The following is a 22,019-nucleotide window of genomic DNA, read 5'->3' on the forward strand; positions in this document are numbered from 1 at the left end:
TCCCCCCCCCCCCCCCCCCCCCCCCCCCCCCCCCCCCCCCCCCCCCCCTCCCCCCCTCCCCCCCCCCCCCCCCCCCCCCCCCCCCCCCCCCCACCCCAACCCCCCCCCCCCCCCCCCCCCCCCCCCCCCCCCCCCCCCGGACCGGCGTCCTTCCCCCGTGTCCCCCGTTCGATCCCCCGTGCGTCCCCCGTGCCGGAGAGCCCTGACCCCCGTGTGTTCCCCCGTCGGTCCCCGGGCTCTCCTTCGTGCCCCCGTTCCGTCAGGTGCGCGGTGCCGGTTCCGCCGCCCCGTGTCGGCGGTGTCGGCCCCGCGCCCCTTCCGTGGTCCCCACTCTTCCGTCCGGACGGGTCCGGGCCCATCCGCGTACCTACTCATCTCGCTCCCTAGGTACGGGTACTCAGGGGTCCGTGCCGGTGCCCACGCGGGCGTGGGCCCGCCCGTCCGGCCGGCCTGTCAGGGGGGCCGGATAGGGTCCCTGACATGGCACGGATTGTGGTGATCGGCGCGGGGATGGGCGCCATGGCGGCGGCGGCCCGGCTGGCGGTGGCGGGCCACCGGGTGACGGTGTACGAGCGCGGGGAGACGTACGGCGGCGCGGTCGGCCGGCTGGAGCGCGACGGTTTCGCCTTCGACACCGGACCGGGGCTGCTGCACCTGCCCGCCGTGTACCGGGACCTGTTCGTCAAGACGGGCAAGGAGCCGCTGGAGCGGTGCGTCGAGCTGACCCAGGTCGACCCGGCGAGCCGCCATGTGTTCGCCGACGGTACGGCGGTGTCGCTGCCGAACGCCTCCCGGGCGGGGATCGTCTCGGCCCTGGACGCGGCGCTCGGACCGGGCGCGGGGACGCGGTGGGGCGAGTTCCTGAACCGCGCGCGGGACGCGTGGGACCGCTCGCGCAGGCCGCTGCTGGAAGAGCCACTGCCGGGCGACGTCACGCCGTTCGCGCGCGACCCGTATCCGGCGCTGAAGACCGGCTTGTTGCGCCGTCCGGCGACCACGCTCGCCGAGGTGGGGCGGCGGGAACTGCGCGACCCGCGGCTCGCGGCCCTGCTGGAGAGTCACGCCCTGGCGTACGGCTTCGACCCGGCGACCGCCCCCGCGGCGGCCGCGGTGCTGCCGTACATGGAGCAGACCTTCGGGAGCTGGTACGTGGGCGGTGGCATCCGGGCGCTGGCGGACGCCGTGTACGAGCGCTGCCGGCAGCGCAGGGTGGAGTTCGTCTTCGGCACGACCGTGACCGGTGTCCTGGTGAAGGACGGGCGGGCCGTCGGCGTCCGGCTCGACGACGGGGAGGCGGCCGAGGCGGACCACGTGGTCGCGGGCGCCCCGCTGCCCGCGCTGTACCGGGACCAGGTCCTGGAGTGGGAGGGCCCGGACGAGTCGCCGCGCCACCAGCGGGCACGGACCGGCCGGGTCACGGTGTGCCTGGCGCTGCGCGGCGCGCCGGAGGCGGACGCCGTGCACCGGACGGTGGTGCACTCCGCCGACCGCGAGGACGAGCTGGACGCCCTCGCGCGGGGGCGGCTGTGCGACCGGCCGACGGTCGTCGTGCTGCGCCCCGGCGACGAGCGGTCGCTCCCCGACGGGGACCACGAGGCGGTGACGGTCACCGCCACGGTCCCGGCGGATGGGGCATGGCCGTCGGACAGTCCGTGGGGCGCCGACCAGGGGGCGGCCGTGGAGGCGTTCGCCGACCGTATGGTCGAGGCCGCGGCTGCCGCCGTGCCCGGTCTGCGGGAGCGGCTGCTGTGGCGTGTGGTGCGCACCCCGGCCGACACGTTCCGGGAAACGGGTGTGTTCCAGGTGCCCGGCCCGGCTCTGCCGGGTGCGCGCGGCTCGCTGCTGTCCGCGGCCAACCCGGCTCCCCTGGACGGGCTGTACTTCGCCGGCGGCTGGGCACACCCGGGCGGCGGGCTCGCGCACGCCGGGATGTCGGGGGCCCTGGTCGCCGGGCTGATCGTGGAGGGCGCGGGCTTCCGCGGCTCTCAGTGACGAGGTTCCGGGGCGCCTACGTGAGGCCCCGCGGCTCTCAGTGAACGGGTTCCGCGGTTCTCAGTGACAGCGTCCCGCGGTCCTTGGGCGGCAAGGAGCGCGGTTCAGTAGCGGTACGGGTCGCCCTGCCCCTGGCCCGGGTCGTAGCCGTACGGCGGCTGCTGCGGGGCCTGGTGTTCCGCGTCGCGCTGCTGCGGCACCCATACGCCGCCGGGCGGGGTTTCCATGCCGTACTGGGGGGCGTAGGGGTCGGCGTACTGCTGCTGGCCGCCGTAGCCGTTGTCGTACGGGGCGGTGCCGATGTACGGGTCGGAGTACGCGGCGTAGCTCTGCTCCCCGGTGGTGCCGTAGTCGTACGTGGCCGTGGCGTAGGCGCCCTGCTGGTCGTAGCCGCTGCCGGCGTAGGTGCCGAAGCCGCCGTCGTACGACGGCGCCGGGGCGGTCTGTGCGGTGGGGGCGGGCCCGGTGTAGACCCCGTACTGGCCGGTCTCGTCCGGCAGTGGCTCCGGCGCGTAGACCGCCGTCGTCTCGGCTGCCGTCGGCTCCTGCTCCCGCTGCTCGTACTCGAGGTTCGAGACCTCCAGGGTCGGACCTGCGGCGGCCGCGGCCCCCGCGCCGGGGCCGGCCTTGCGGCGGCGGCTGGCGCCGGGGCGGCCGCCGATCGCCCACCCCGTGGAGAAGCCGCGCCGGAAGGACAGCGTGACGTACGTCTGGCCGATCGCGAAGGCGATCGCGCCCGCCGCGATCACGGGGACGGACGGCAGCAGCACGCCGAGGACCACGCCCAGGAAGCCGGCGAAGGCGAGCAGTCGCCAGCGCAGCCGGGCCTTGTACTGCAGGAGCACCTCACCGAGCAGCCACAACGCGACGAAACCGAACGCGATGTAGAGGACCGTCCAGCCCATGCCCGCCCCTCTCGTACGGCCCCCCGCCTCGGGACGTGGCGGGTACGGCCGGTCAGGACTGCTCGTGCAGTCCGAGATTCTCGTAGATCTCGAGCGTCGCGGTGGAGTTGTTCAGCGTGATGAAGTGCAGTCCGGGGACACCCTCGGAAAGCAGCCGTGCGCAGAACTCCGTCGCGTACTCGATGCCAATGGAGCGTACAGCGGCCGGATCGTCCTTGACGGCGAGGATCCGCTCTTTCAGCTCGGGCGGGAAGTGGGCGTTGCTGAGCTGAGCGAACCGTTCGATCTGCTTGACGCTGGTGACCGGCATGATCTCCGGGATGATCGGCGTCTCGCAGCCCCTGGCCGAGACCCGGTCGCGCAGCCGCAGATAGTCCTCCGGAAGGAAGAACATCTGGGTGATCGCGTAGTCCGCGCCCGCCCGGCACTTGTCCACGAAGTGCCGGATGTCCGTGTCCCAGTCGGTGGAGCGCGGGTGCATCTCGGGGAAGGCTGCGACGCCGACGCAGAAGTCGCCGGACTCCTTGATCAGCCGGACCAGGTCGGCGGCGTACCGCACGCCCTCGGGGTGCGGTACCCACTCGCCCATCGGGTCGCCGGGCGGGTCGCCCCTGACGGCGAGGATGTTCCTGATGTCGGCGTCGGCGTACTGGCCGATCATGTTGCGCAGCTCGGCGATGGTGTGGTCGACGGCGGTGAGGTGCGCGACGGGGGTGAGCGTGGTGTCGGCGGCGATCTCCTGGGTGGCCTTGACCGTCCCGGCCCTCGTGGAGCCGCCTGCTCCGTACGTCACGGAGACGAAGCTGGGGGCCACCGCTTCGACCCGGCGCAGCGCGTTCCAGAGGTTCCGCTCGCCCTTCTCGGTTTTGGGCGCCCAGAACTCGAAGGAGTACGACGTCTTGCCGGTCGCGAGCAGATCGCGCACCGTTCGCGCGCGATCTGTCCTGGTGGAAGGTGTGCCAAGGGCCATACGGGCAGGTTAGCCACGGGTCGGGCGTCACCCAACCAGAGCAGGGTAATTTGTCGCTTTTGTCGGGTTGTTGTCCAGTCCTTGGACAGTCGTGGACAGCCGAGGACGGTCGGCGCGGCTATGCGGAGCGCTCGTGGACCCGCTTCGCGAGCACCGCCGTGGCCTCCGCCGGGTCGTCGGCCTCGGTGATGGCCCGGACGACCACGATCCGGCGGGCACCGGCGTCCAGCACCTCGTCCAGATTGCCCGCGTCGATGCCGCCGATGGCGAACCACGGCCGCTCCTGGTCCAGCGACGCCGCATACCGCACGAGGTCGAGCCCGGGCGCGTACCGCCCCGGCTTGGTGGGCGTCGGCCAGCACGGGCCCGTGCAGAAGTAGTCCACGCCCGGCTCCGCGACCGCCGCGTCCACCTCCGCCTCCGCGTGCGTGGAGCGGCCGATCAGCACCTCGTCCCCGAGGATGGCGCGGGCGGCCGGGACGGGCAGGTCGCCCTGGCCCAGGTGCAGCACGTCCGAGCCGATGGCGTGCGCCACGTCGGCCCGGTCGTTCACCGCGAGCAGCGTGCCGTGCCGGCGGCAGGCGTCGGCGAAGACCGCCAGGTGCTCCAGCTCCTCGCCGGCCTCCATGCCCTTGTCACGCAGCTGCACGATGTCCACGCCGGAGCCGAGCACCGCGTCGAGGAACTCGGGCAGATCGCCCTGCCTCTTCCGGGCGTCCGTGCAGAGGTAGAGCCGGGCGTCGGCCAGCTTGACGCGTGCGGTGGACATGAGGTTCCCCCCGTTGGTGCGGCGGTGTCCGGGCCGGAGGGCTCCCCCGGCCCGGACACCGCCTGGTGTCGGTGTTCCGCCCGGCGTGCCCCGCCGGGACTTACCAGGACGTCAGACGGCGAGCGCCTGGGCGCGGCGCTTCACCTCCGTGCCGCGATTCTCGCTGAGCGCCTGCGCGGGCGTGCCCGGCAGGGTCGGGTCGGGGGTGAAGAGCCACTCCAGCATCTCTTCGTCGGTGAAGCCGTCGTCCTTCAGGAGCGTCAGGGTCCCGGAGAGACCCTTCACGACCTTGCCGTCCTTGATGAAGGCGGCAGGCACCTGGAGCGCCCGGTTCTCACCCCGGCGCACGGCGATCAGCTGGCCCTCCTTGACCAGCTGCCGCACGCGCGTCACCTCGACATCGAGCATTTCCGCGATGTCGGGCAGGTGGAGCCAGGCGGGGACGAGAGCATCGATCTTTGCGTCAATCTCGGTCACGGGACTAGCGTGCCATCCCGCACTGACAGTCGGTAGCCGGGCTGGGCCGGACCGGCCCCCGCTACCCTCGGGCGGCCGACTTCAGCGGGACGGACGGGTCGGCCGCGAGCGCCGGATCGAGCGTCGTCCCCGCCTCGATGAGCTTGCGCCCCTGAGCCAGGTCACGCGGGCGGCCGACGGCCAGCAGCGCCACCAGGGCGCCCCCGCGCAGCCACACCACCGACCACGCGGCACCGGCCGGGTCGCCCCGCCACACCATGGTGTCGGCGGCCGCGTGATGGCCCGCGTACTGCACGAACCGCCCGAACTGCTCGGACCAGAAGTACGGCACCGGGTCGTACGGCCGCGGGGCCTCGCCGACGACGGCGGCGGCCACCGTGCGCGGGCCCTGGAGGGCGTTGTCCCAGTGGTGCACCATCAGCCGCTCGCCGTAGCGGGCGGAGGGGAAGGAGGCGCAGTCGCCCACGGCGTACACGTCGGGCGCGGACGTGCGCAGATGGTCGTCGGCGACGATCGCGCCCTCCGGGCCGAGCGCGACTCCGGAACCGGCCAGCCAGCCGGTCGCGGGCCGGGCGCCGATGCCGACGACCACGGCTCCGGCGGGCAGCAGGCGCCCGTCCTCCAGGGCCACCTCGCCCGGTTCGACGTGCCCCACGCGCGCGTGCGTCAGGAGTTTGGCTCCGCTCTCCTCGTACCACTCGCCCATCGGGGCGGCGACCTCGGCGGGCAGCGCCCCGGCGAACGGCCGGTCGGCGGCCTCGACGACGGTGACCGCGCAGCCGGCCTCCCGGGCGGCCGTCGTGAACTCGGCGCCGATCCATCCCGCGCCGACGACCACCACGTCGTGCTTCTCCGCGAGGACGGGGCGCAGCCGCTCGGCGTCGTCGAGGGTGCGCAACAGGTGGACGCCGGGGACGCCCTCCGTGCCGGGCAGCGCGAGGGGCCGGGCGCCGGTGGCGACGACCAGGACGTCGTACGGGACCGGCCCGGCCTCGGTGTCCACCTCGTGCGCGTCGGGGCGGAGGGCGGTGACCTCGACGCCCAGGCGCAGTTCGATGCCGAGCGCCTCGAAGTCCACGTCGAAGGCCGATCCCTCGGCCGTGCCCAGGAGCACCGCTTTCGACAACGGGGGCCTGTCGTACGGCTGGTGCGGCTCGGCCCCGATCAGCCGCACGGGGCCGGTGAAGCCCTGCTCGCGCAGCGCCACGGCCGTCTGCACGCCCGCCATCCCGGCGCCCACGATGACGACGCGCCGCTCTGCTTCCATCCGCTCGTTCACCCGCCCACCTTATGCAGCTGACAACGCGTCAGGAAGGGAGCTCCTCCACCACACTGGTACCGCTGCCCTCCTGGGACTCCCATTCCCAGGTCTCCTCCAGCCGAACGCGACCGTCGTCCAGTTCCACGACCGTGGACACACAGTGCCCGGACGCCGTCCGCCCGTCCCGCTTGAGCTGGACGTACCGGAAGTCGAGACGGTCCCCCTCACGGGTCCCTACGAGGTGTCCGCGCACCACGTCACCGCCCGCGTACTCGGCCCAGACGCGGCCGTCCTCCTCGTGGTAGGCGAACCGCGTCGGTGTACCGACCTGACCGGGAGCCTGGTCCGCCACGGGCGAGAGGACGAGTCCGTCGAGCGACCGCGCCACGGTGAAGCTCCCTTACTGCGGGTTGCCGGGTGGGGATAGTCTGGCCACCGTAGAGCACTCGCGGGAGCCCGGACGCACTGGGCTGAGAGGGAGGCTGGACGGCCTCCGACCGTACGAACCTGATCCGGGTCATGCCGGCGAAGGGAGGGGCTGGACGCCCATGCATCCACGTACGAGAGGTCCCCGTGCGACCTCGGACGTCCTTGTCGTCGGGGGCGGAATCATCGGCCTGGTCACCGCCTGGCGGGCGGCACAGCGCGGTCTGCGGACCGCCGTGGTCGACCCCGAGCCGGGCGGCGGGGCCGCGCAGGTCGCGGCGGGCATGCTCGCCGCGGTCACCGAGCTCCACTACGGCGAGGAGACGCTCCTCGGGCTCAACCTGGAGTCGGCGCGCCGCTATCCCGCTTTCGTCGCCGAACTCCAGGAGGCGGCCGGAGGCGTGGACGTCGGCCACCGCGCGTGCGGCACGCTCGCCGTCGCCCTGGACGCCGACGACCGCGCCCACCTGCGGGAGCTGCACGCGCTGCAGCAGCGCTCGGGCCTGGACTCGGAGTGGCTGACCGGCCGCGAATGCCGCCGTCTGGAGCCGATGCTGGCGCCCGGCGTGCGCGGCGGGCTGCGGGTGGACGGCGACCACCAGGTCGATCCTCGGCGGCTGGCGGCCGCCCTGGTGGCCGCGTGCGAGCGGTCCGGGGTGATCGTCCACCGCGCCTGGGCGGAGCGGCTGGTGGTGGCTGGGGACCGGGCTGCGGGGGTGCTCCTGGAGGACGGCACCGAGCTGTCCGCGGACCAGGTGGTGCTGGCGGCCGGCAGTCTGAGCGGGCGGCTCGCCGGCGTACCGGACGAGGTGCTGCCGCCGGTGCGGCCGGTCAAGGGGCAGGTGCTGCGGCTGTCGGTGCCCCCCGCGTACGCGCCTTTCCTGAGCCGTACGGTACGGGCGGTCGTGCGCGGCAGCCAGGTGTACCTGGTGCCGCGCGAGAACGGTGAGCTGGTCGTCGGGGCGACGAGCGAGGAGCTCGGCTGGGACACCACGGTCACGGCGGGCGGGGTGTACGAGCTGCTGCGCGACGCGCACGAGCTGGTGCCCGGCATCACCGAGCTGCCGCTGACCGAGACCCGTGCGGGGCTGCGGCCCGGCTCCCCCGACAACGCGCCCCTGCTGGGCCCCACCGCGCTGCCCGGCCTGCACCTGGCGACGGGCCACTACCGCAACGGGGTGCTGCTGACCCCCGTGACCGGTGACGTGATGGCGACCGTGCTGACCACCGGGGAGCTCCCCGAGGAGGCCCGCGCCTTCGCCGCCACCCGCTTCGGGACCGCAGCCCCGTCCCCGGCCCCCTCCCCGTCCCTCTCTCCGGCAGGAGTGTCATGAACGTCTCCGTCAACGGCGAGTCCCGACGGCTCGCCGGCCCCACCACCCTCGACGCCCTGGTCGCCACCCTCACCCCGGCCCCCTCCGGGGTCGCCGCCGCCGTCAACGAGACGGTCGTCCCGCGCAGCCAGTGGTCCGGGACCCTCCTCGGCGAGGGCGACCGGGTCGAGGTCCTCACCGCGGTCCAGGGGGGCTGAAACCATGGCCGACGACCGACTCACCATCGCCGGGACCACGTTCGACTCCCGGCTGATCATGGGTACGGGCGGGGCGCCCAGCCTCGACGTACTGGAACGCTCCCTGGCCGCCAGCGGCACCGAGCTCACGACCGTGGCGATGCGCCGCCTCGACCCCACGGTCCAGGGCTCCGTCCTGTCCGTCCTCGACAAGCTCGGCATCCGGGTCCTGCCCAACACGGCGGGCTGCTTCACCGCGGGGGAGGCCGTGCTGACCGCCCGCCTCGCCCGGGAGGCGCTCGGTACGGACTGGATCAAGCTGGAGGTGGTCGCCGACGAGCGGACGCTGCTGCCCGACCCGATCGAACTGCTCGACGCCGCCGAGACGCTGGTCGACGACGGCTTCACGGTCCTCCCGTACACCAACGACGACCCCGTGCTGGCCCGCAAGCTGGAGGACGTCGGCTGCGCGGCGGTCATGCCGCTGGGCTCGCCCATCGGCTCCGGCCTCGGCATCCGCAACCCGCACAACTTCCAGCTGATCGTGGAGCACGCGCGCGTGCCGGTGATCCTGGACGCGGGCGCGGGTACGGCGTCCGACGCGGCGCTGGCGATGGAGCTGGGGTGCGCGGCCGTGATGCTGGCGTCGGCGGTGACCCGGGCCCAGGAGCCGGTCCTGATGGCCGAGGCGATGCGGCACGCGGTGGAGGCGGGACGCCTCGCCCACCGGGCGGGACGGATCCCGCGCCGGCACTTCGCGGAGGCCTCGTCCCCGGTGGAGGGCCGGGCGGTGCTGGACCCGGAGCGGCCGGCGTTCTGATCGGCCCGGAGGGCGCCGCCGGGTGTCACAGGTCGGCTGCAGTACGGGCCGGAGCAGGGGCGGGGCGGTGGGCGTGTCGGTCCGGGCTCGTAGACTCGGGCGAGTGGATACGACCCTGCACGACCCCCTCGTCGGCCAGCTGCTCGACGGCCGCTACCGGGTCGACACACGCATCGCCGTCGGTGGCATGGCCACGGTCTACCGGGCCGTCGACACCCGGCTCGACCGGGTGCTCGCCCTGAAGGTGATGCACCCCGCCCTCGCGACCGACGCCACGTTCGTGGAGCGGTTCATCCGCGAGGCCAAGTCCGTGGCGCGCCTGTCGCACCCCAATGTGGTCGGCGTGTTCGACCAGGGTGCCGACGGGGCGTACGTCTACCTGGCGATGGAGTACGTCGCCGGGTGCACCCTCCGCGACGTGCTGCGCGAGCGCGGCGCGCTCCAGCCCCGGGCCGCGCTCGACATCCTGGAGCCGGTGCTCGCCGCGCTGGGCGCCGCGCACCGAGCGGGGTTCGTCCACCGTGACATGAAGCCCGAGAACGTCCTGATAGGGGACGACGGCAGGGTCAAGGTCGCCGACTTCGGGCTCGTCCGGGCCGTCGGCGCGGCCACCAACACCACCGGCTCGGTCCTCGGCACCGTCTCCTACCTGGCGCCCGAGCAGATCGAGCACGGCACCGCCGACACCCGCGCGGACGTGTACGCCTGCGGTGTCGTCCTGTACGAGATGCTGACCGGCGCCAAGCCGCACGCGGGCGACACGCCCGCCCAGGTGCTCTACCAGCATCTGAACGCGGACGTCCCGCCCCCCTCCGCCGCCGTCCCCGGCCTCGCGGTCGAGCTGGACGACCTGGTGGCGAGCGCCACCGCACGCAACCCCGAGGTACGCCCGCACGACGCGGTGGCCCTCCTCGCCCAGGCCCGTGAGGCCCGCGCCGCGCTCGCCGACGACCAGCTCGACCTGGTCCCGCCACAGGCCGGCCCCCGTGCCGACGACGCCGACCGCCCGGGTGGCGGCTCCGAGGACCCCACCAGCGTGATCGCACGGGCCCTGCCCGGCGAGGGCGACGGCGTCCAGCGCACCAGCCGGCTCACCATGCCCCCGCAGCCCGGCCCCCGGACCGAGCCGGAGCCCCGCCGCCCCGCCGCCGGCGCCCTCCTCCACACGCGCCGCGGTCTGATCGCCGCCGTCGTCGCCGTGCTGCTCGTCCTCGGCGTCGGCGGGGGTGTCTGGTACATCAACTCCGGACAGTTCACCCGGGTCCCCACCGTGCTCGGACAGCCCCAGGCCGAGGCGGAGAAGCGGCTCGCCGACGCCGGGCTCGACGTCAAGGGCGTGAAGCGGGACTACAGCAACGCCTACAAGCGGGGCACCGTGATGGCCGCCGACCCCGCGCCCGGCGAGCGCATCCGCGGCAACGGCTCCGTGACCCTCACCGTCTCGCGCGGTCCGGAGATCGTGAAGGTCCCCAACCTCAAGGGCCTGCCGCTCGGCGACGCCAAGCGTGAACTGACCGGGGCGGGCCTCGCGCCCGGCAAGGTCACCAAGGCCTTCAGCCAGGAGTTCGAGCAGGGGACCGTGATCAGCACCGACCCGGAGGCGGGCACCGAGCGCAACCCCGATTCCGCGATCGCCCTCGTCGTCAGCAAGGGTGCCCCCGTCGACGTACCGGACGTCACCGGCGACACCGTCGAGGACGCCACCCGTACGCTGGAGGACGCCGGTCTCACCGTGAAGGTCGCCTCCACCCGGGTCCACTCCCCCGAGGAGGCGGGCAGCGTGGCCGCCCAGTCCCTCCCCCAGGGGAACAAGGCCGCCAAGGGCGACACGATCACGCTGACCGTCTCCAAGGGCCCCCGCATGGCCGTCGTCCCCGATGTCACCGGCAAGGACGTCGACGACGCCCAGCGGGAGCTGGAAGGCGCCGGCTTCACGGTGAAGGTCGAGAAGACCTTCCCCTTCCTCGGTGACACCGTGGACAGCCAGTCCGTGAGCGGCGGCGAGCAGGCCCCCGAGGGCAGCACCATCACCATCAAGACCAAGGGACTCTGAGAGCACATGCGCAACGCAGTCGGCGGCCATGTTCCCGTGGCCGGCGGCCTCGCCAAGACCGGTCTCACCTACGCGCGCGAGATCGGCGCCGAAGCCGTCCAGGTCTTCGTCGCCAATCCGCGCGGCTGGGCCACGCCCGCCGGAAACCCGGTCCAGGACGAGCTGTTCCGCGACGAGTGCGCCGCCGAGGGCATCCCCGCGTACGTCCACGCTCCCTACCTGATCAACTTCGGCTCCCACACCGAGGCGACCGTCGAGTTCTCCGTGGCGTCCCTGCGCCACTCGCTGCGCCGCGCCCGGGACATCGGCGCGCTGGGCGTGGTCGTCCACACGGGTTCGGCGACCGGGGGCCGCCCCCGGCAGGAAGCCCTCGCCCAGGTGCGCACGCACATGCTGCCGCTGCTGGACGAACTCGACCACCACGACGACCCGTTCCTGCTGCTGGAGTCGACGGCCGGACAGGGCGCCTCGCTCTGCTCCCGGACCTGGGACTTCGGCCCGTACTTCGAGGCTCTCGACGCCCACCCCAAGCTGGGCATCTGCCTGGACACCTGCCACATCTTCGCGGCCGGGCACGACCTGACCGGGGAGCACGGTGTACGGCAGACCCTGGACCTGCTGGTCGACACGGTCGGCGAGGGCCGGCTCAAGCTGATCCACGCCAATGACTCCAAGGACGTCGTGGGCGCCCACAAGGACCGGCACGCGAACATCGGCGCGGGTCACATCGGCGAGGACCCGTTCCGCGAGCTGATGCGGCACCCGGCGACCGCCGGCGTCCCGCTGGTGATCGAAACGCCCGGCGGCAAGGAGGGACACGCGGCCGACATCGAGCGGCTGAAGAAACTCCGGAACAGTTGAGGAATACCCCAGGGGGGTATACGGTTCCTGTTATCGGCAGGAACCGCCACCGCCCATGACCTTGGGGGCTCTCATGCAGCACGACAGTCACACCGAGTACGGCGAGCACCACCCGCACACCCAGGACCACCAGCACACCCAGCCCAGCCGGCCTGTCGAGCACCGGGAGCGCCGGGAGCACCAGGACCATCACCAGCACCACGCCCACCAGCACGGCGGCGGCGAGGTCAGCTGGTCCATGGCCGCCCGGGCCACCCTCCACTGCCTCACCGGCTGCGCCATCGGCGAGGTCCTCGGCATGGTCATCGGCACGGCCCTGGGCTGGGGCACCGTGGCCACCATGGCGCTCGCCATCGCCCTGGCCTTCTTCTTCGGCTACGCGCTCACCCTGCGCGGCGTACTCAAGGCCGGTGTCGACTTCAGGACCGCCTTCCGGGTGGCACTGGCCGCCGACACGCTGTCCATCGCCATCATGGAGCTGATCGACAACGGGGTGCTCGCACTCTGGCCCGGCGCCATGGATGCGCACCTCACCGACGGGTTCTTCTGGGGCGTCCTCGCCTTCGCGCTCTTCGCCGCCTTCGTCGTCACCACGCCCGTCAACAAGTGGATGATCGGGCGCGGCAAGGGACACGCGGTGGTGCACCAATACCACTGAGGGGTATCAGAGCTCCGGGCCGTCCCCCGGCTCCTCCTGGTACGAGTAGCGCTGCTCCGTCCACGGATCGCCGATGTTGTGATAGCCGCGCTCCTCCCAGAAGCCGCGGCGATCGGCGGTCATGTACTCCACGCCCCGGACCCACTTGGGCCCCTTCCAGGCGTACAGGTGCGGCACGATGAGCCGCAACGGGAACCCGTGCTCGGCGGTGAGCAGCTCACCGTCCTTGTGCGTGGCGAAAATCGTTCGCTCCGAGGAGAAGTCGGAGAGCCGCATGTTCGCGCTGAATCCGTACTCCGCCCACACCATCACATGGGTGACATTGGCGGCCGGCGGCGCGATTTCCAGGATCGTACGGGCGGGTACCCCACCCCATTCGGCCCCGAGCATGCTGTATTTCGTCACGCAGTGCAGATCGGCCACGACCGTCGAGAACGGCAGCGCCGAGAACTCCTCGTGGTTCCAGCAGTGCTTGTCGCCACCCGCCGTGGCACCGAAGACCCTGAACTCCCAGCGGTCCGGCTTGAACTTGGGGACCGGCCCGTAGTGGGTGACCGGCCAGCCGCGCTGAAGCCGCTGTCCCGGTGGAAGCTCGGATTCCCCCGCTGCCCGGTGTTCCCCGCTCCCTGGCTGACCCATGACTCAATGGTGACAGACCGGGAAGGGTGGTAATGACCAGGTGCGAGGCCCATTGGGGCAACTCCTACTAAGCATGCACTTACTGGACGCTCTCCTCCAGCGGTGCGAGGATGCGCGCCATCTGCCCCTTTCACACGCGCGGAAGGAGCCTCTGCGATGCAGGGCGACCCCGAGGTCATCGAGTTCCTCAACGAGCAGCTGACCGCCGAGCTGACGGCGATCAACCAGTACTTCCTGCATGCGAAGATGCAGGAGAACTTCGGGTGGACGAAGCTCGCCAAATACACCCGTGCGGAGTCCTTCGACGAGATGAAGCACGCCGAGGTCCTGACCGACCGGATCCTCTTCCTCGAAGGCCTGCCGAATTACCAGCGGCTTTTCCACGTCCGTGTCGGCCAGACCCTCACGGAGATGTTCCAGGCGGACCGGCAGGTCGAGGTCGAGGCGATCGACCGCCTCAAGCGCGGCATCGAGGTCATGCGCAACAAGGGCGACATCACGTCCGCGAACATCTTCGAGTCGATCCTCGCCGACGAGGAGCACCACATCGACTATCTCGACACCCAGCTGGAGCTGGTCAACAAGCTCGGCGAGTCGCTCTACATCGCCCAGCTGATCGAGCAGCCGGACAGCTGACCCGCTCCCCCCACACCGCTCCCGCGGGCCGCGTCACGCGGCTTCGGGCAGCTCCGCCACTCCCACGGGCTCCAGGGCCTCGGTGGCCGTGAGGGCCGGCTGGCCCTGGTCCACCAGCTCGCGCCGGGGGCAGTTCCCGCGGCCGAGGATCGCCTGGATGCGGCGTACACAGGATCCGCAGTCCGTGCCGGCCTTGCATGCCGACGCGATCTGGCGGGGCGTGCAGGCACCGGCGTCCGCGTGTTCCTTGACCTGCTTCTCGGTGACACCGAAGCACGAGCAGACGTACACGCGGTTCACCTCCCTGCGGGGCTCGACGGGATCGACAATTGAAGACCCCGCCCTTGATCGGTGAGGCTAACCTAACCTTACCCGTCGCACAGGGCGCGCAAAAGCCCGGCAAATACCGATGGGGCGCGGATCACATGGATCCGCGCCCCATCGGCACGTCAAGGCTGTGTTCAGCCAAGATCAACGGTCACCGGGTCACTGGTCGCGGTACATCTCCGCCACCAGGAACGCCAGGTCGAGCGACTGGCTGCGGTTGAGCCGCGGGTCGCACGCCGTCTCGTAGCGCTGGTGCAGGTCGTCGACGAAGATCTCGTCGCCACCGCCCACGCACTCGGTGACGTCGTCACCGGTCAGCTCCACGTGGATGCCGCCCGGGTGCGTACCGAGCTCCTTGTGGACCTCGAAGAAGCCCTTGACCTCGTCGAGCACGTCGTCGAAGCGACGCGTCTTGTGGCCGGAGGCCGCCTCGAAGGTGTTGCCGTGCATCGGGTCGGTCACCCAGGCCACGGTGGCACCGGACGCGGTGACCTTCTCGACCAGCTCGGGGAGCTTGTCGCGGACCTTGTCGGCGCCCATGCGGACGATGAAGGTCAGCCGGCCCGGCTCCCGCTCGGGGTCGAGGCGGTCGACGTAGGTCAGCGCCTCGTCGACCGTGGTCGTCGGGCCGAGCTTGATGCCGATCGGGTTGCGGATCCTCGACGCGAACTCGATGTGCGCCCCGTCCAGCTGGCGGGTGCGCTCACCGATCCAGACCATGTGGCCCGAGGTGTCGTAAAGCTGCCCGGTCCGGGAGTCGACACGGGTGAGCGCCGACTCGTAGTCCAGCAGCAGCGCCTCGTGCGAGGCGAAGAACTCGACCGTGCGGAACTCGGCCGGGTCGGTGCCGCAGGCCTTCATGAAGTTCAGCGCGTTGTCGATCTCCCGCGCAAGCTGCTCGTAGCGCTGGCCCGACGGCGACGACTTCACGAAGTCCTGGTTCCAGGCGTGCACCTGGCGCAGGTCGGCGTAGCCGCCGGTGGTGAAGGCGCGCACCAGGTTCAGCGTCGAGGCGGACGCCTGGTACATGCGCTTGAGCCGCTCGGGGTCCGGGATCCGCGCCTCTTCGGTGAAGGCGAAGCCGTTGACGGAGTCGCCGCGGTACGTCGGCAGCGTCACGCCGTCGCGGGTCTCGGTCGGCTTGGAGCGCGGCTTGGAGTACTGCCCCGCGATCCGTCCCACCTTCACGACGGGGACGGACGCGGCGTACGTCAGCACGGCGCCCATCTGGAGCAGGGTCTTGAGCTTGTTACGGATGTGGTCGGCCGACACGGCGTCGAAGGCCTCGGCGCAGTCGCCGCCCTGGAGCAGGAACGCCTCGCCCCTGGCGACGGCTCCCATCCGGGCGCGCAGCTGGTCGCACTCGCCCGCGAAGACGAGCGGCGGATACGACTCGAGGTCCGCGATCACATCGCGCAGAGCCTCGGCATCGGGGTACTCGGGCTGCTGCGCCGCGGGAAGGTCTCGCCAGGTGTTGCCACCGGTCGCGGTGGGCTTAGCGTTCACGGTCACGTGCACAACCTTACGGGGTGTTCCCATTCGTCCATCTGGGCGCTCACCTGATGAGACAAGAAATCTTGAGACGGTCGGCGGTTCCTGGGGTAGGGTGCGGCTCATGTTCGCGCACTCGACCCAGAACTGGTGGTGGACCGCTCATCCGGCGGCCCACTGACTGCGCGTACCCGTAAGACACGCGAAAGGCCGCCCGAGGGGCGGCCTTCTTCCGTTTCCGGGGCCGTTCCTCTCCACCCGAATCCATTCGACTGGAAGGAACACCCCGTGGACCTCTCCCGGCTGCTCGACGACTCCTCCTGCCCGCCCTTCGCCCTGCTGCGCCGCCGCACCCCCGGCCGCGACCACGACACCGTCGAGGTGCTGATCGGCGCCGTCCACGAGGCGGAGCGCCTGGCCGACATCCCCGTCGGGGACCGGCCCTCCCTCGCCCTGGTGCCGTTCCGGCAGATGCGGGAGCGGGGCTTCGACGTGCGGGACGGCGGCACGCCGCTGTCCGTGCTGGTCGCCGACGAGACGTACGAGATGCCGCTGGCCACGGCGCTGGAGCAGCTCCCCTCGCACGACGTGACGGTCGAGGACGGCGCCTTCGACGTGTCCGACGAGGAGTACGCGCGGTCCGTGCGCCGCGTCATCGAGGACGAGATCGGGCGCGGCGAGGGGGCGAACTTCGTCATCCGGCGCACCTATACGGGGCGGATCCCCGGGTTCGGGCGGCGGGACGCGCTGGCGCTGTTCCGGCGGTTGCTGGCCGGGGAGCGGGGGGCGTACTGGACGTACGTCGTGCACACCGGGGAGCGCACGCTGGTCGGCGCCAGCCCCGAGGTGCACGTGCGGATGTCGGGCGGGACGGTCGTGATGAATCCGATCAGCGGCACGTACCGCTACCCCTCCGGCGCGCCCACGCCCGAGGACCTGCTGGGGTTCCTCGCCGACCGCAAGGAGACCGACGAGCTCTCCATGGTCGTCGACGAGGAGCTGAAGATGATGTGCACGGTCGGGGACATGGGCGGGGTGGTGATCGGGCCGAGGCTCAAGGAGATGGCGCACCTCGCGCACACCGAGTACGAGCTGCGGGGCCGTTCCTCGCTGGACGTACGGGAGGTGCTGCGCGAGACGATGTTCGCGGCGACGGTCACCGGCTCGCCGGTACAGAACGCCTGCCGGGTCATCGAGCGGCACGAGACGGGCGGCCGCGGCTACTACGCGGGAGCGCTGGCGCTCCTCGGAACGGACGCGGGCGGGTCGCAGACCCTGGACTCGCCGATCCTGATCCGTACCGCCGACATCTCGGCCTCCGGTGAGCTGCGCGTCCCGGTCGGTGCCACGCTGGTGCGGCACTCGGACCCGGCGGGCGAGGTCGCGGAGACGCATGCCAAGGCGGCGGGTGTCCTGACGGCGCTGGGGGTACGTCCCGGCAGGCCGCGCGACGAGTCCGTACGGCCCCGGCTGGCCGACGATCCGCGGGTGCGGGCCGCGCTGGACGCCCGCCGGGCCGACCTGGCGCCGTTCTGGCTGAAGATGCAGGAGCCGGTGGCCGAGCTGTCCGGTCACGCCCTGGTGGTGGACGCCGAGGACACGTTCACCGCGATGCTGGCGCATCTGCTCCGCTCCTCGGGCCTGCGGGTCACCGTCCGCCGGTTCGACGAGCCGGGGCTGCGGGAGGCGGCGCTCGCGCACGAGGGCCCGGTGGTGCTGGGCCCCGGCCCGGGTGATCCCGGTGACCCGGCCGACCCGAAGATGCTCTCCCTGCGGGCGCTGACCGCCGAACTCGTACGCGGCCATCGTCACGGGCTGCTGGGCGTGTGCCTCGGTCACGAGCTGATCGCCGCCGAACTGGGCCTGCCGATCGTGCGCAAGGCGGTGCCCTTCCAGGGGGCGCAGGTGCGGATCGATCTGTTCGGTACGGAGGAGACGGTCGGTTTCTACAACAGCTTCGCGGCCCGCTGCGGCGAGGAGGCGGCCGGCGAGCTGGCGGCCCACGGCGTCGAGGTGAGCCGTGACCCGGTGACCGGCGAGGTGCACGCGCTGCGCGGGCCCGGGTTCGCGGGGGTGCAGTTCCACCCGGAGTCGGTGCTGACGCTGCGCGGCGCGTCGGTCGTGCGGGAGCTGGTGCGGGCGCTGGACGTCAGCCGTCGGTGACCGCGTCGGGCCGTGGGGGGGGGGGGGGGGGGGGCCCACCCCCCCCCCCCCCCCGCCCCCCCCCCCCCCAAAAAACAAAACCCCCCCCCCCCCCCCCCTCCCCCCCCCCCCCCCCCCCCCCCCCCCCCCCCCCCCCCCCGGGGCCGCGCTCAGCCGAAGAAGACGCCGACCTCCTCGTACAGCTTCGGGTCCACCGTCTTCAGCCGCGCGGTGGCCTCGCCGATCGGTACGCGGGTGATGTCCGTGCCGCGCAGGGCGACCATGGTGCCGAAGTCGCCGTCCCGGACCGCGTCGATCGCGTGCAGCCCGAACCGGGTGGCCAGCCAGCGGTCGAAGGCGCTCGGGGTGCCGCCGCGCTGGACATGGCCGAGGACGGTGGTGCGGGCCTCCTTGCCGGTCCGCTTCTCGATCTCCTTGGCGAGCCACTCGCCGACGCCCGAGAGCCGGACGTGGCCGAAGGAGTCCAGCGTCTGATCCTTGAGCACCATGTCGCCGTCCTTGGGCACGGCGCCTTCGGCGACGACGACGATCGGCGCGTACGACGCCCGGAAGCGCGAGGTCACCCAGGAGCAGACCTGCTCCACGTCGAAGCGCTGCTCGGGGATGAGGATGGCGTTGGCGCCGCCCGCGAGGCCGGAGTGCAGGGCTATCCAGCCGGCGTGACGGCCCATCACCTCGACGACGAGGACACGCATGTGGGACTCGGCGGTGGTGTGGAGGCGGTCGATGGCCTCCGTCGCTATGCCGACCGCCGTGTCGAAGCCGAAGGTGTAGTCGGTGGCGGACAGGTCGTTGTCGATGGTCTTGGGGACGCCGACACAGGGGATGCCGTACTCGCCGCACAGGCGCGCGGCGACGCCGAGGGTGTCCTCGCCGCCGATCGTGATCAGCGCTTCCACGTCGTGCGCGGCGAGGGTCTCCTTGACGCGGCGGACACCGTCCTCGGCCGTGAGGGGGTTGGTGCGGGAGGAACCGAGGATGGTCCCGCCGCGCGGAAGGATGCCCCGCACGGCGGGGATGTCGAGGCGCGCGGTGTCGCCCTCCAGGGGGCCGCGCCAGCCGTCCCGGAAGCCGGTGAAGGCGTAGCCGTACTCCTGGACGCCCTTGCGGACGATGGCGCGGATGACCGCGTTGAGACCGGGGCAGTCGCCGCCGCCGGTCAGTACTCCGACCCGCATGGATACTTCCCTTCGCCGTCATGGAGACGATGGAGACGTACGCCGGTCACGCTAGTGGTGACGTACGTCACTCCGGGACGGTACGAAAGGTGAAATCCGGGCGGGCGTAGGAGAGTTACGCGTCGTCCAGGCCGCGCTCTATCGCGTACCGCACCAGTTCGACCCGGTTGTGGAGCTGGAGCTTGCCCAGGGTGTTCTGGACGTGGTTCTGGACGGTGCGGTGCGAGATGACCAGGCGCTCGGCGATCTGCTTGTAGCTCAGGCCCTTGGCGACCAGCCGCAGCACCTCGGTCTCGCGCTCGGTGAGCTGCGGGGCCTTGGGCTCGTCCGCGCCGGTGGCGGGCAGGGGCTCGGAGGCGAGGCGGCGGTACTCGCCGAGGACCAGGCCGGCCAGTCCCGGGGTGAAGACCGGGTCGCCGGCGGCCGTCCGGCGTACGGCGTCGAGCAGCTCGTCGGTGCTGGCCGACTTCAGCAGATACCCGGTCGCCCCGGACTTCACCGCCTCCAGTACGTCGGCGTGCTCACCGCTCGCGGACAGCACCAGCACCCGCAGGGCCGGGTTTGCGCCGACGAGCTCCTTGCAGACCTGGACACCGGGCTTGGCCGGCAGGTTCAGGTCCAGCACCAGCACGTCGGGGGTGGTCGCCTGCGCCCGGCGCACGGCCTGCTCGCCGTCACCGGCCGTGGCCACCACGTCGAACCCGGCCTCCGCCAGGTCCCGGGCGACCGCGTCCCGCCACATGGGGTGGTCGTCGACCACCATCACCTTGATCGGCTGCTCGCTCATTTCCCTGCCTTCCCCCGTGGGTCCCGTGGAACCCGTGGAACCTTCAACTCGACTTCTGTGCCCTGCCCCGGCACCGAGATCAGCTCGGCGGCGCCTCCCAGGTCCCGGAGCCGGCCCCGGATGGACTGCGCGACGCCGAGCCGTCCCTCGCCCTCCGCCTGCGCGAGCCGCCCCTCCGGGATGCCCGGCCCGTCGTCCCGCACCGTCACGATCACCTCGTCCGGCCAGTCCTCGACCAGGATCCACGCCCTCGCGCCCTCGCCCGCGTGTCTGCGGACATTGTCCAGGGCGGCACCGACAGCGGCCGCCAGCTCCTTCGCCGCGGCGGGCGCCAGCAGCACCGGAGCCCCCGGTTCGGAGAAGGTGACCCGGGCGCCGGCGTGCGGGGCGAGCAGGGTGCGCAGGTCGGCGGGGCCGTCGTCGTCCGGCTCGTCCACCTCGCGGACGAAGGCACCCAGCGACTCGTCCTCCGAGACGTGGGACGTCCGGGTCAGGCCGCCCGCGACCAGGGTGCGCAGCGCGACCTCCTGCTCCCCCGCCATCCGGCCCAGCTCGGCGGCCTCCCCGCCCAGTGCCGTGCCCCGGCGCTGGACCATGGCCAGCACCTGGAGGACGGAGTCGTGGATGTCGCGGGCCAGCCGCTCCCGTTCGCGGGTGGCCGCCTCGATCTCCAGGGCCCGCGCCAGGGTCCGCTCGGAGGCGCGGGCGACCTCGACGACGTAACCGATCGCTATGGAGGCGACCCACACCAGCAGCACATTGTGCAGGGTGTCCCTGCTGGGGTCGCCGCGCTCGACGACGTTGGCGACGGCGACCAGGGAGGACGCGAAGGCGGCCCACCGCCAGCCGCCCTTGATGGCGTAGGCGAGGACCGAACCGGCCGTCCAGATGCTCGGCAGCGTCGGTCCGTCGAACGACTGGGCGTGCACGTCGGCGACCGGGGTGAGCAGGATGCCGGTGAGGGCGACGGCCAGGTCCGCGACCAGGAACCGCTTGGTGCAGGCGGCGGCCCCGGCCACCTTCGGGAGGGTGGCCAGGGTCCAGACGGACATCACGGCGAGGAACGCGACAGCCACCCAGGGCCGTTCGAACTTGTCCCGGGTGAAGACGAACAGGAGCACCGCGTAGCCCATGGTGAGGACGCGGTACGCGGTCAGCGCCCGCCACAGCGGCTGCTCCACGGACATGCGGACGACACGCTCGCGCCTGGCCAACTCCCCCACCCCTGGACGAACGACGCGGTTACGCGCCGGACTGATCCCGTTCGGCCTTCGCCGCTTCCCTGGCCGCTTCCTTCGCCGCCTCCTTGGCGGCCTTCTCCGCGTCGGCGATCTGCCGCTTGGCCGCCGTCGCGTAGATGTCGACGTACTCCTGGCCGGAGAGCTTCATGATCTCGTACATGACCTCGTCGGTGACCGACCGCAGGATGAAGCGGTCACCGTCCATGCCCTGGTAGCGGCTGAAGTCCAGCGGCTTGCCGATGCGGATCCCCGGGCGCATCAGCTTCGGGATGACCTTGCCGGGCGGCTGGATCTTCTCGGTGTCGATCATGGCGACGGGGATCACCGGCGCGCCGGTGGCCAGCGCCACGCGCGCGAGACCGCCCGGCTTGCCGCGGTAGAGCCGGCCGTCGGGCGAACGGGTGCCCTCCGGGTAGATGCCGAACAGCTCACCGCGCTCGATGACCTCGATACCGCTCTTGATCGCGGCCTCCCCCGCACCGCGCGCGCCCGAGCGGTCCACCGGGAGCTGGCCTACGCCCTTGAAGAACGCGGCGGTGAGCCTGCCCTTCACCCCGGGCGAGGTGAAGTACTCCGCCTTCGCGATGAAGGTCACCTTGCGGTCCAGGACCGCCGGCAGGAAGAAGGAGTCCGAGAAGGAGAGGTGGTTGCTCGCGAGGATCGCCGGCCCCTCGGCGGGAATGTTCTCGAGGCCCTCCACCCAGGGCCTGAAGGCAAGCTTCAGCGACCCTCCGATGGAGAACTTCATTGCGCCGTAGATCAACTCGAATGCCTCCTGTGTTCCGTCGATCAGACCTTAACCCGAGTGGCACCCCCGCTCCCGCCCCCGGCCGCGCCCGCTCCCACTCCGGCGGC

23 protein-coding genes and 1 riboswitch are annotated in these 22,019 nt (G+C 72.2%); of the genes, 10 read left to right on the forward strand and 13 right to left on the reverse strand.

Translation table 11 applies throughout. The annotated features are described in order from the left end of the window. Nucleotides 1–480 precede the first annotated feature (480 nt). Nucleotides 481–1,992, forward strand: a complete 1,512-nt coding sequence (locus ACZ6C1_RS17105; protein ID WP_469241762.1) for a phytoene desaturase family protein — start codon at nt 481–483, stop codon at nt 1,990–1,992. A gap of 104 nt (nt 1,993–2,096) precedes the next feature. Here ACZ6C1_RS17105 and ACZ6C1_RS17110 read toward each other — a convergent pair whose 3' ends face one another. From ACZ6C1_RS17110 to ACZ6C1_RS17135, 6 genes are all read right to left on the reverse strand, one after another. Beyond that, a complete protein-coding gene (locus tag ACZ6C1_RS17110) occupies nt 2,097–2,897 on the reverse strand; it encodes a hypothetical protein (RefSeq protein WP_469241763.1) in 801 nt (266 codons plus the stop codon). A 52-nt stretch (nt 2,898–2,949) separates the two neighbouring features. Then, nucleotides 2,950–3,867: a methylenetetrahydrofolate reductase [NAD(P)H] gene (gene metF / locus ACZ6C1_RS17115; protein WP_469241764.1), complete on the reverse strand. Its 918-nt coding sequence runs from the start codon at nt 3,865–3,867 to the stop codon at nt 2,950–2,952. A gap of 118 nt (nt 3,868–3,985) precedes the next feature. Continuing rightward, nucleotides 3,986–4,636, reverse strand: a complete 651-nt coding sequence (gene thiE / locus ACZ6C1_RS17120) for a thiamine phosphate synthase (protein ID WP_469241765.1) — start codon at nt 4,634–4,636, stop codon at nt 3,986–3,988. 111 nt (nt 4,637–4,747) lie between these two features. Beyond that, the gene (locus ACZ6C1_RS17125; RefSeq protein ID WP_392221494.1) at nt 4,748–5,113 is read right to left on the reverse strand and encodes an Rv2175c family DNA-binding protein; all 366 of its coding nucleotides are present in this window, start codon (nt 5,111–5,113) and stop codon (nt 4,748–4,750) included. A gap of 61 nt (nt 5,114–5,174) precedes the next feature. Continuing rightward, on the reverse strand, nt 5,175–6,380 hold the full coding sequence (locus tag ACZ6C1_RS17130; RefSeq protein ID WP_469241928.1) for an NAD(P)/FAD-dependent oxidoreductase: 1,206 nt from the start codon (nt 6,378–6,380) through the stop codon (nt 5,175–5,177). Nucleotides 6,381–6,420: 40 nt separating this feature from the next. After that, complete coding sequence (locus ACZ6C1_RS17135; protein ID WP_469241766.1) at nt 6,421–6,762, reverse strand: avidin-fold protein; 342 nt, start codon at nt 6,760–6,762, stop codon at nt 6,421–6,423. Nucleotides 6,763–6,812: 50 nt separating this feature from the next. After that, nucleotides 6,813–6,925, forward strand: a riboswitch (TPP riboswitch). On the opposite strand from ACZ6C1_RS17135, the gene thiO reads away from it, so the two are divergent. From thiO to ACZ6C1_RS17165, 6 genes are all read left to right on the forward strand, one after another. Then, on the forward strand, nt 6,923–8,134 hold the full coding sequence (gene thiO, locus ACZ6C1_RS17140; protein WP_469241767.1) for a glycine oxidase ThiO: 1,212 nt from the start codon (nt 6,923–6,925) through the stop codon (nt 8,132–8,134). It overlaps the preceding riboswitch by 3 nt. Next, entirely contained in the window at nt 8,131–8,331 is a 201-nt protein-coding gene (thiS, locus tag ACZ6C1_RS17145; protein WP_469241768.1) for a sulfur carrier protein ThiS, read from the forward strand. Before thiO ends, thiS begins: the two co-directional genes overlap by 4 nt. Nucleotides 8,332–8,335: 4 nt before the next feature. Beyond that, entirely contained in the window at nt 8,336–9,130 is a 795-nt protein-coding gene (locus ACZ6C1_RS17150; RefSeq protein ID WP_469241769.1) for a thiazole synthase, read from the forward strand. A gap of 103 nt (nt 9,131–9,233) precedes the next feature. Beyond that, complete coding sequence (gene pknB, locus ACZ6C1_RS17155; RefSeq protein ID WP_469241770.1) at nt 9,234–11,183, forward strand: Stk1 family PASTA domain-containing Ser/Thr kinase; 1,950 nt, start codon at nt 9,234–9,236, stop codon at nt 11,181–11,183. Nucleotides 11,184–11,189: 6 nt separating this feature from the next. Continuing rightward, nucleotides 11,190–12,044, forward strand: a complete 855-nt coding sequence (locus tag ACZ6C1_RS17160) for a deoxyribonuclease IV (protein ID WP_469241771.1) — start codon at nt 11,190–11,192, stop codon at nt 12,042–12,044. Nucleotides 12,045–12,117: 73 nt separating this feature from the next. Next, nucleotides 12,118–12,702 carry a DUF4396 domain-containing protein gene (locus ACZ6C1_RS17165; protein WP_469241772.1) on the forward strand — a complete coding sequence of 195 codons (585 nt, stop codon included), beginning with the start codon at nt 12,118–12,120 and terminating at the stop codon, nt 12,700–12,702. A 6-nt stretch (nt 12,703–12,708) separates the two neighbouring features. On the opposite strand, the gene ACZ6C1_RS17170 is transcribed toward ACZ6C1_RS17165, so the two are convergent. Further along, nucleotides 12,709–13,341, reverse strand: a complete 633-nt coding sequence (locus ACZ6C1_RS17170) for a sulfite oxidase-like oxidoreductase (protein ID WP_469241773.1) — start codon at nt 13,339–13,341, stop codon at nt 12,709–12,711. 156 nt (nt 13,342–13,497) lie between these two features. Between ACZ6C1_RS17170 and bfr the strand changes: the two genes are divergently transcribed. After that, on the forward strand, nt 13,498–13,977 hold the full coding sequence (gene bfr / locus ACZ6C1_RS17175) for a bacterioferritin (protein WP_469241774.1): 480 nt from the start codon (nt 13,498–13,500) through the stop codon (nt 13,975–13,977). Between the two features lie 33 nt (nt 13,978–14,010). Here bfr and ACZ6C1_RS17180 read toward each other — a convergent pair whose 3' ends face one another. Together ACZ6C1_RS17180 and ACZ6C1_RS17185 are read right to left on the reverse strand one after the other, a co-directional pair. After that, nucleotides 14,011–14,277, reverse strand: coding sequence for a (2Fe-2S)-binding protein (locus ACZ6C1_RS17180; protein ID WP_469241775.1), 267 nt, complete (start codon nt 14,275–14,277; stop codon nt 14,011–14,013). Between the two features lie 186 nt (nt 14,278–14,463). Continuing rightward, nucleotides 14,464–15,810 carry a class II 3-deoxy-7-phosphoheptulonate synthase gene (locus tag ACZ6C1_RS17185; protein WP_469241930.1) on the reverse strand — a complete coding sequence of 449 codons (1,347 nt, stop codon included), beginning with the start codon at nt 15,808–15,810 and terminating at the stop codon, nt 14,464–14,466. A 109-nt stretch (nt 15,811–15,919) separates the two neighbouring features. Between ACZ6C1_RS17185 and ACZ6C1_RS17190 the strand changes: the two genes are divergently transcribed. Continuing rightward, nucleotides 15,920–15,976: a trp operon leader peptide gene (locus ACZ6C1_RS17190; protein ID WP_071528813.1), complete on the forward strand. Its 57-nt coding sequence runs from the start codon at nt 15,920–15,922 to the stop codon at nt 15,974–15,976. Nucleotides 15,977–16,083: 107 nt separating this feature from the next. After that, the gene (locus ACZ6C1_RS17195) at nt 16,084–17,958 is read left to right on the forward strand and encodes an anthranilate synthase family protein (protein ID WP_469241776.1); all 1,875 of its coding nucleotides are present in this window, start codon (nt 16,084–16,086) and stop codon (nt 17,956–17,958) included. Nucleotides 17,959–18,107: 149 nt separating this feature from the next. On the opposite strand, the gene ACZ6C1_RS17200 is transcribed toward ACZ6C1_RS17195, so the two are convergent. From ACZ6C1_RS17200 to ACZ6C1_RS17215, 4 genes are all read right to left on the reverse strand, one after another. Continuing rightward, the gene (locus ACZ6C1_RS17200; RefSeq protein ID WP_469241777.1) at nt 18,108–19,136 is read right to left on the reverse strand and encodes a 6-phosphofructokinase; all 1,029 of its coding nucleotides are present in this window, start codon (nt 19,134–19,136) and stop codon (nt 18,108–18,110) included. A gap of 115 nt (nt 19,137–19,251) precedes the next feature. Next, the gene (locus ACZ6C1_RS17205; RefSeq protein ID WP_469241778.1) at nt 19,252–19,923 is read right to left on the reverse strand and encodes a response regulator; all 672 of its coding nucleotides are present in this window, start codon (nt 19,921–19,923) and stop codon (nt 19,252–19,254) included. Then, nucleotides 19,920–21,137: a MacS family sensor histidine kinase gene (macS, locus tag ACZ6C1_RS17210; RefSeq protein ID WP_469241779.1), complete on the reverse strand. Its 1,218-nt coding sequence runs from the start codon at nt 21,135–21,137 to the stop codon at nt 19,920–19,922. Before macS ends, ACZ6C1_RS17205 begins: the two co-directional genes overlap by 4 nt. Nucleotides 21,138–21,165: 28 nt before the next feature. After that, the gene (locus tag ACZ6C1_RS17215; protein WP_469241932.1) at nt 21,166–21,912 is read right to left on the reverse strand and encodes a lysophospholipid acyltransferase family protein; all 747 of its coding nucleotides are present in this window, start codon (nt 21,910–21,912) and stop codon (nt 21,166–21,168) included. Between the last annotated feature and the right edge of the window lie 107 nt (nt 21,913–22,019).

The organism is Streptomyces sp. NPDC041796 (genome assembly GCF_055590785.1).

Coding starts and splice junctions, on each gene's coding strand:
- ACZ6C1_RS17170 (WP_469241773.1), bottom strand. CDS start 13,341: ATGGGTCAGCCAGGGAGCGGGGAACACCGGGCAGCGGGGGAATCCGAG.
- thiE (WP_469241765.1), bottom strand. CDS start 4,636: ATGTCCACCGCACGCGTCAAGCTGGCCGACGCCCGGCTCTACCTCTGC.
- metF (WP_469241764.1), bottom strand. CDS start 3,867: ATGGCCCTTGGCACACCTTCCACCAGGACAGATCGCGCGCGAACGGTG.
- ACZ6C1_RS17160 (WP_469241771.1), top strand. CDS start 11,190: ATGCGCAACGCAGTCGGCGGCCATGTTCCCGTGGCCGGCGGCCTCGCC.
- ACZ6C1_RS17150 (WP_469241769.1), top strand. CDS start 8,336: ATGGCCGACGACCGACTCACCATCGCCGGGACCACGTTCGACTCCCGG.
- ACZ6C1_RS17215 (WP_469241932.1), bottom strand. CDS start 21,912: ATGAAGTTCTCCATCGGAGGGTCGCTGAAGCTTGCCTTCAGGCCCTGG.
- ACZ6C1_RS17205 (WP_469241778.1), bottom strand. CDS start 19,923: ATGAGCGAGCAGCCGATCAAGGTGATGGTGGTCGACGACCACCCCATG.
- bfr (WP_469241774.1), top strand. CDS start 13,498: ATGCAGGGCGACCCCGAGGTCATCGAGTTCCTCAACGAGCAGCTGACC.
- ACZ6C1_RS17165 (WP_469241772.1), top strand. CDS start 12,118: ATGCAGCACGACAGTCACACCGAGTACGGCGAGCACCACCCGCACACC.
- ACZ6C1_RS17110 (WP_469241763.1), bottom strand. CDS start 2,897: ATGGGCTGGACGGTCCTCTACATCGCGTTCGGTTTCGTCGCGTTGTGG.
- thiS (WP_469241768.1), top strand. CDS start 8,131: ATGAACGTCTCCGTCAACGGCGAGTCCCGACGGCTCGCCGGCCCCACC.
- ACZ6C1_RS17200 (WP_469241777.1), bottom strand. CDS start 19,136: ATGCGGGTCGGAGTACTGACCGGCGGCGGCGACTGCCCCGGTCTCAAC.
- ACZ6C1_RS17105 (WP_469241762.1), top strand. CDS start 481: ATGGCACGGATTGTGGTGATCGGCGCGGGGATGGGCGCCATGGCGGCG.
- thiO (WP_469241767.1), top strand. CDS start 6,923: ATGCATCCACGTACGAGAGGTCCCCGTGCGACCTCGGACGTCCTTGTC.
- ACZ6C1_RS17130 (WP_469241928.1), bottom strand. CDS start 6,380: ATGGAAGCAGAGCGGCGCGTCGTCATCGTGGGCGCCGGGATGGCGGGC.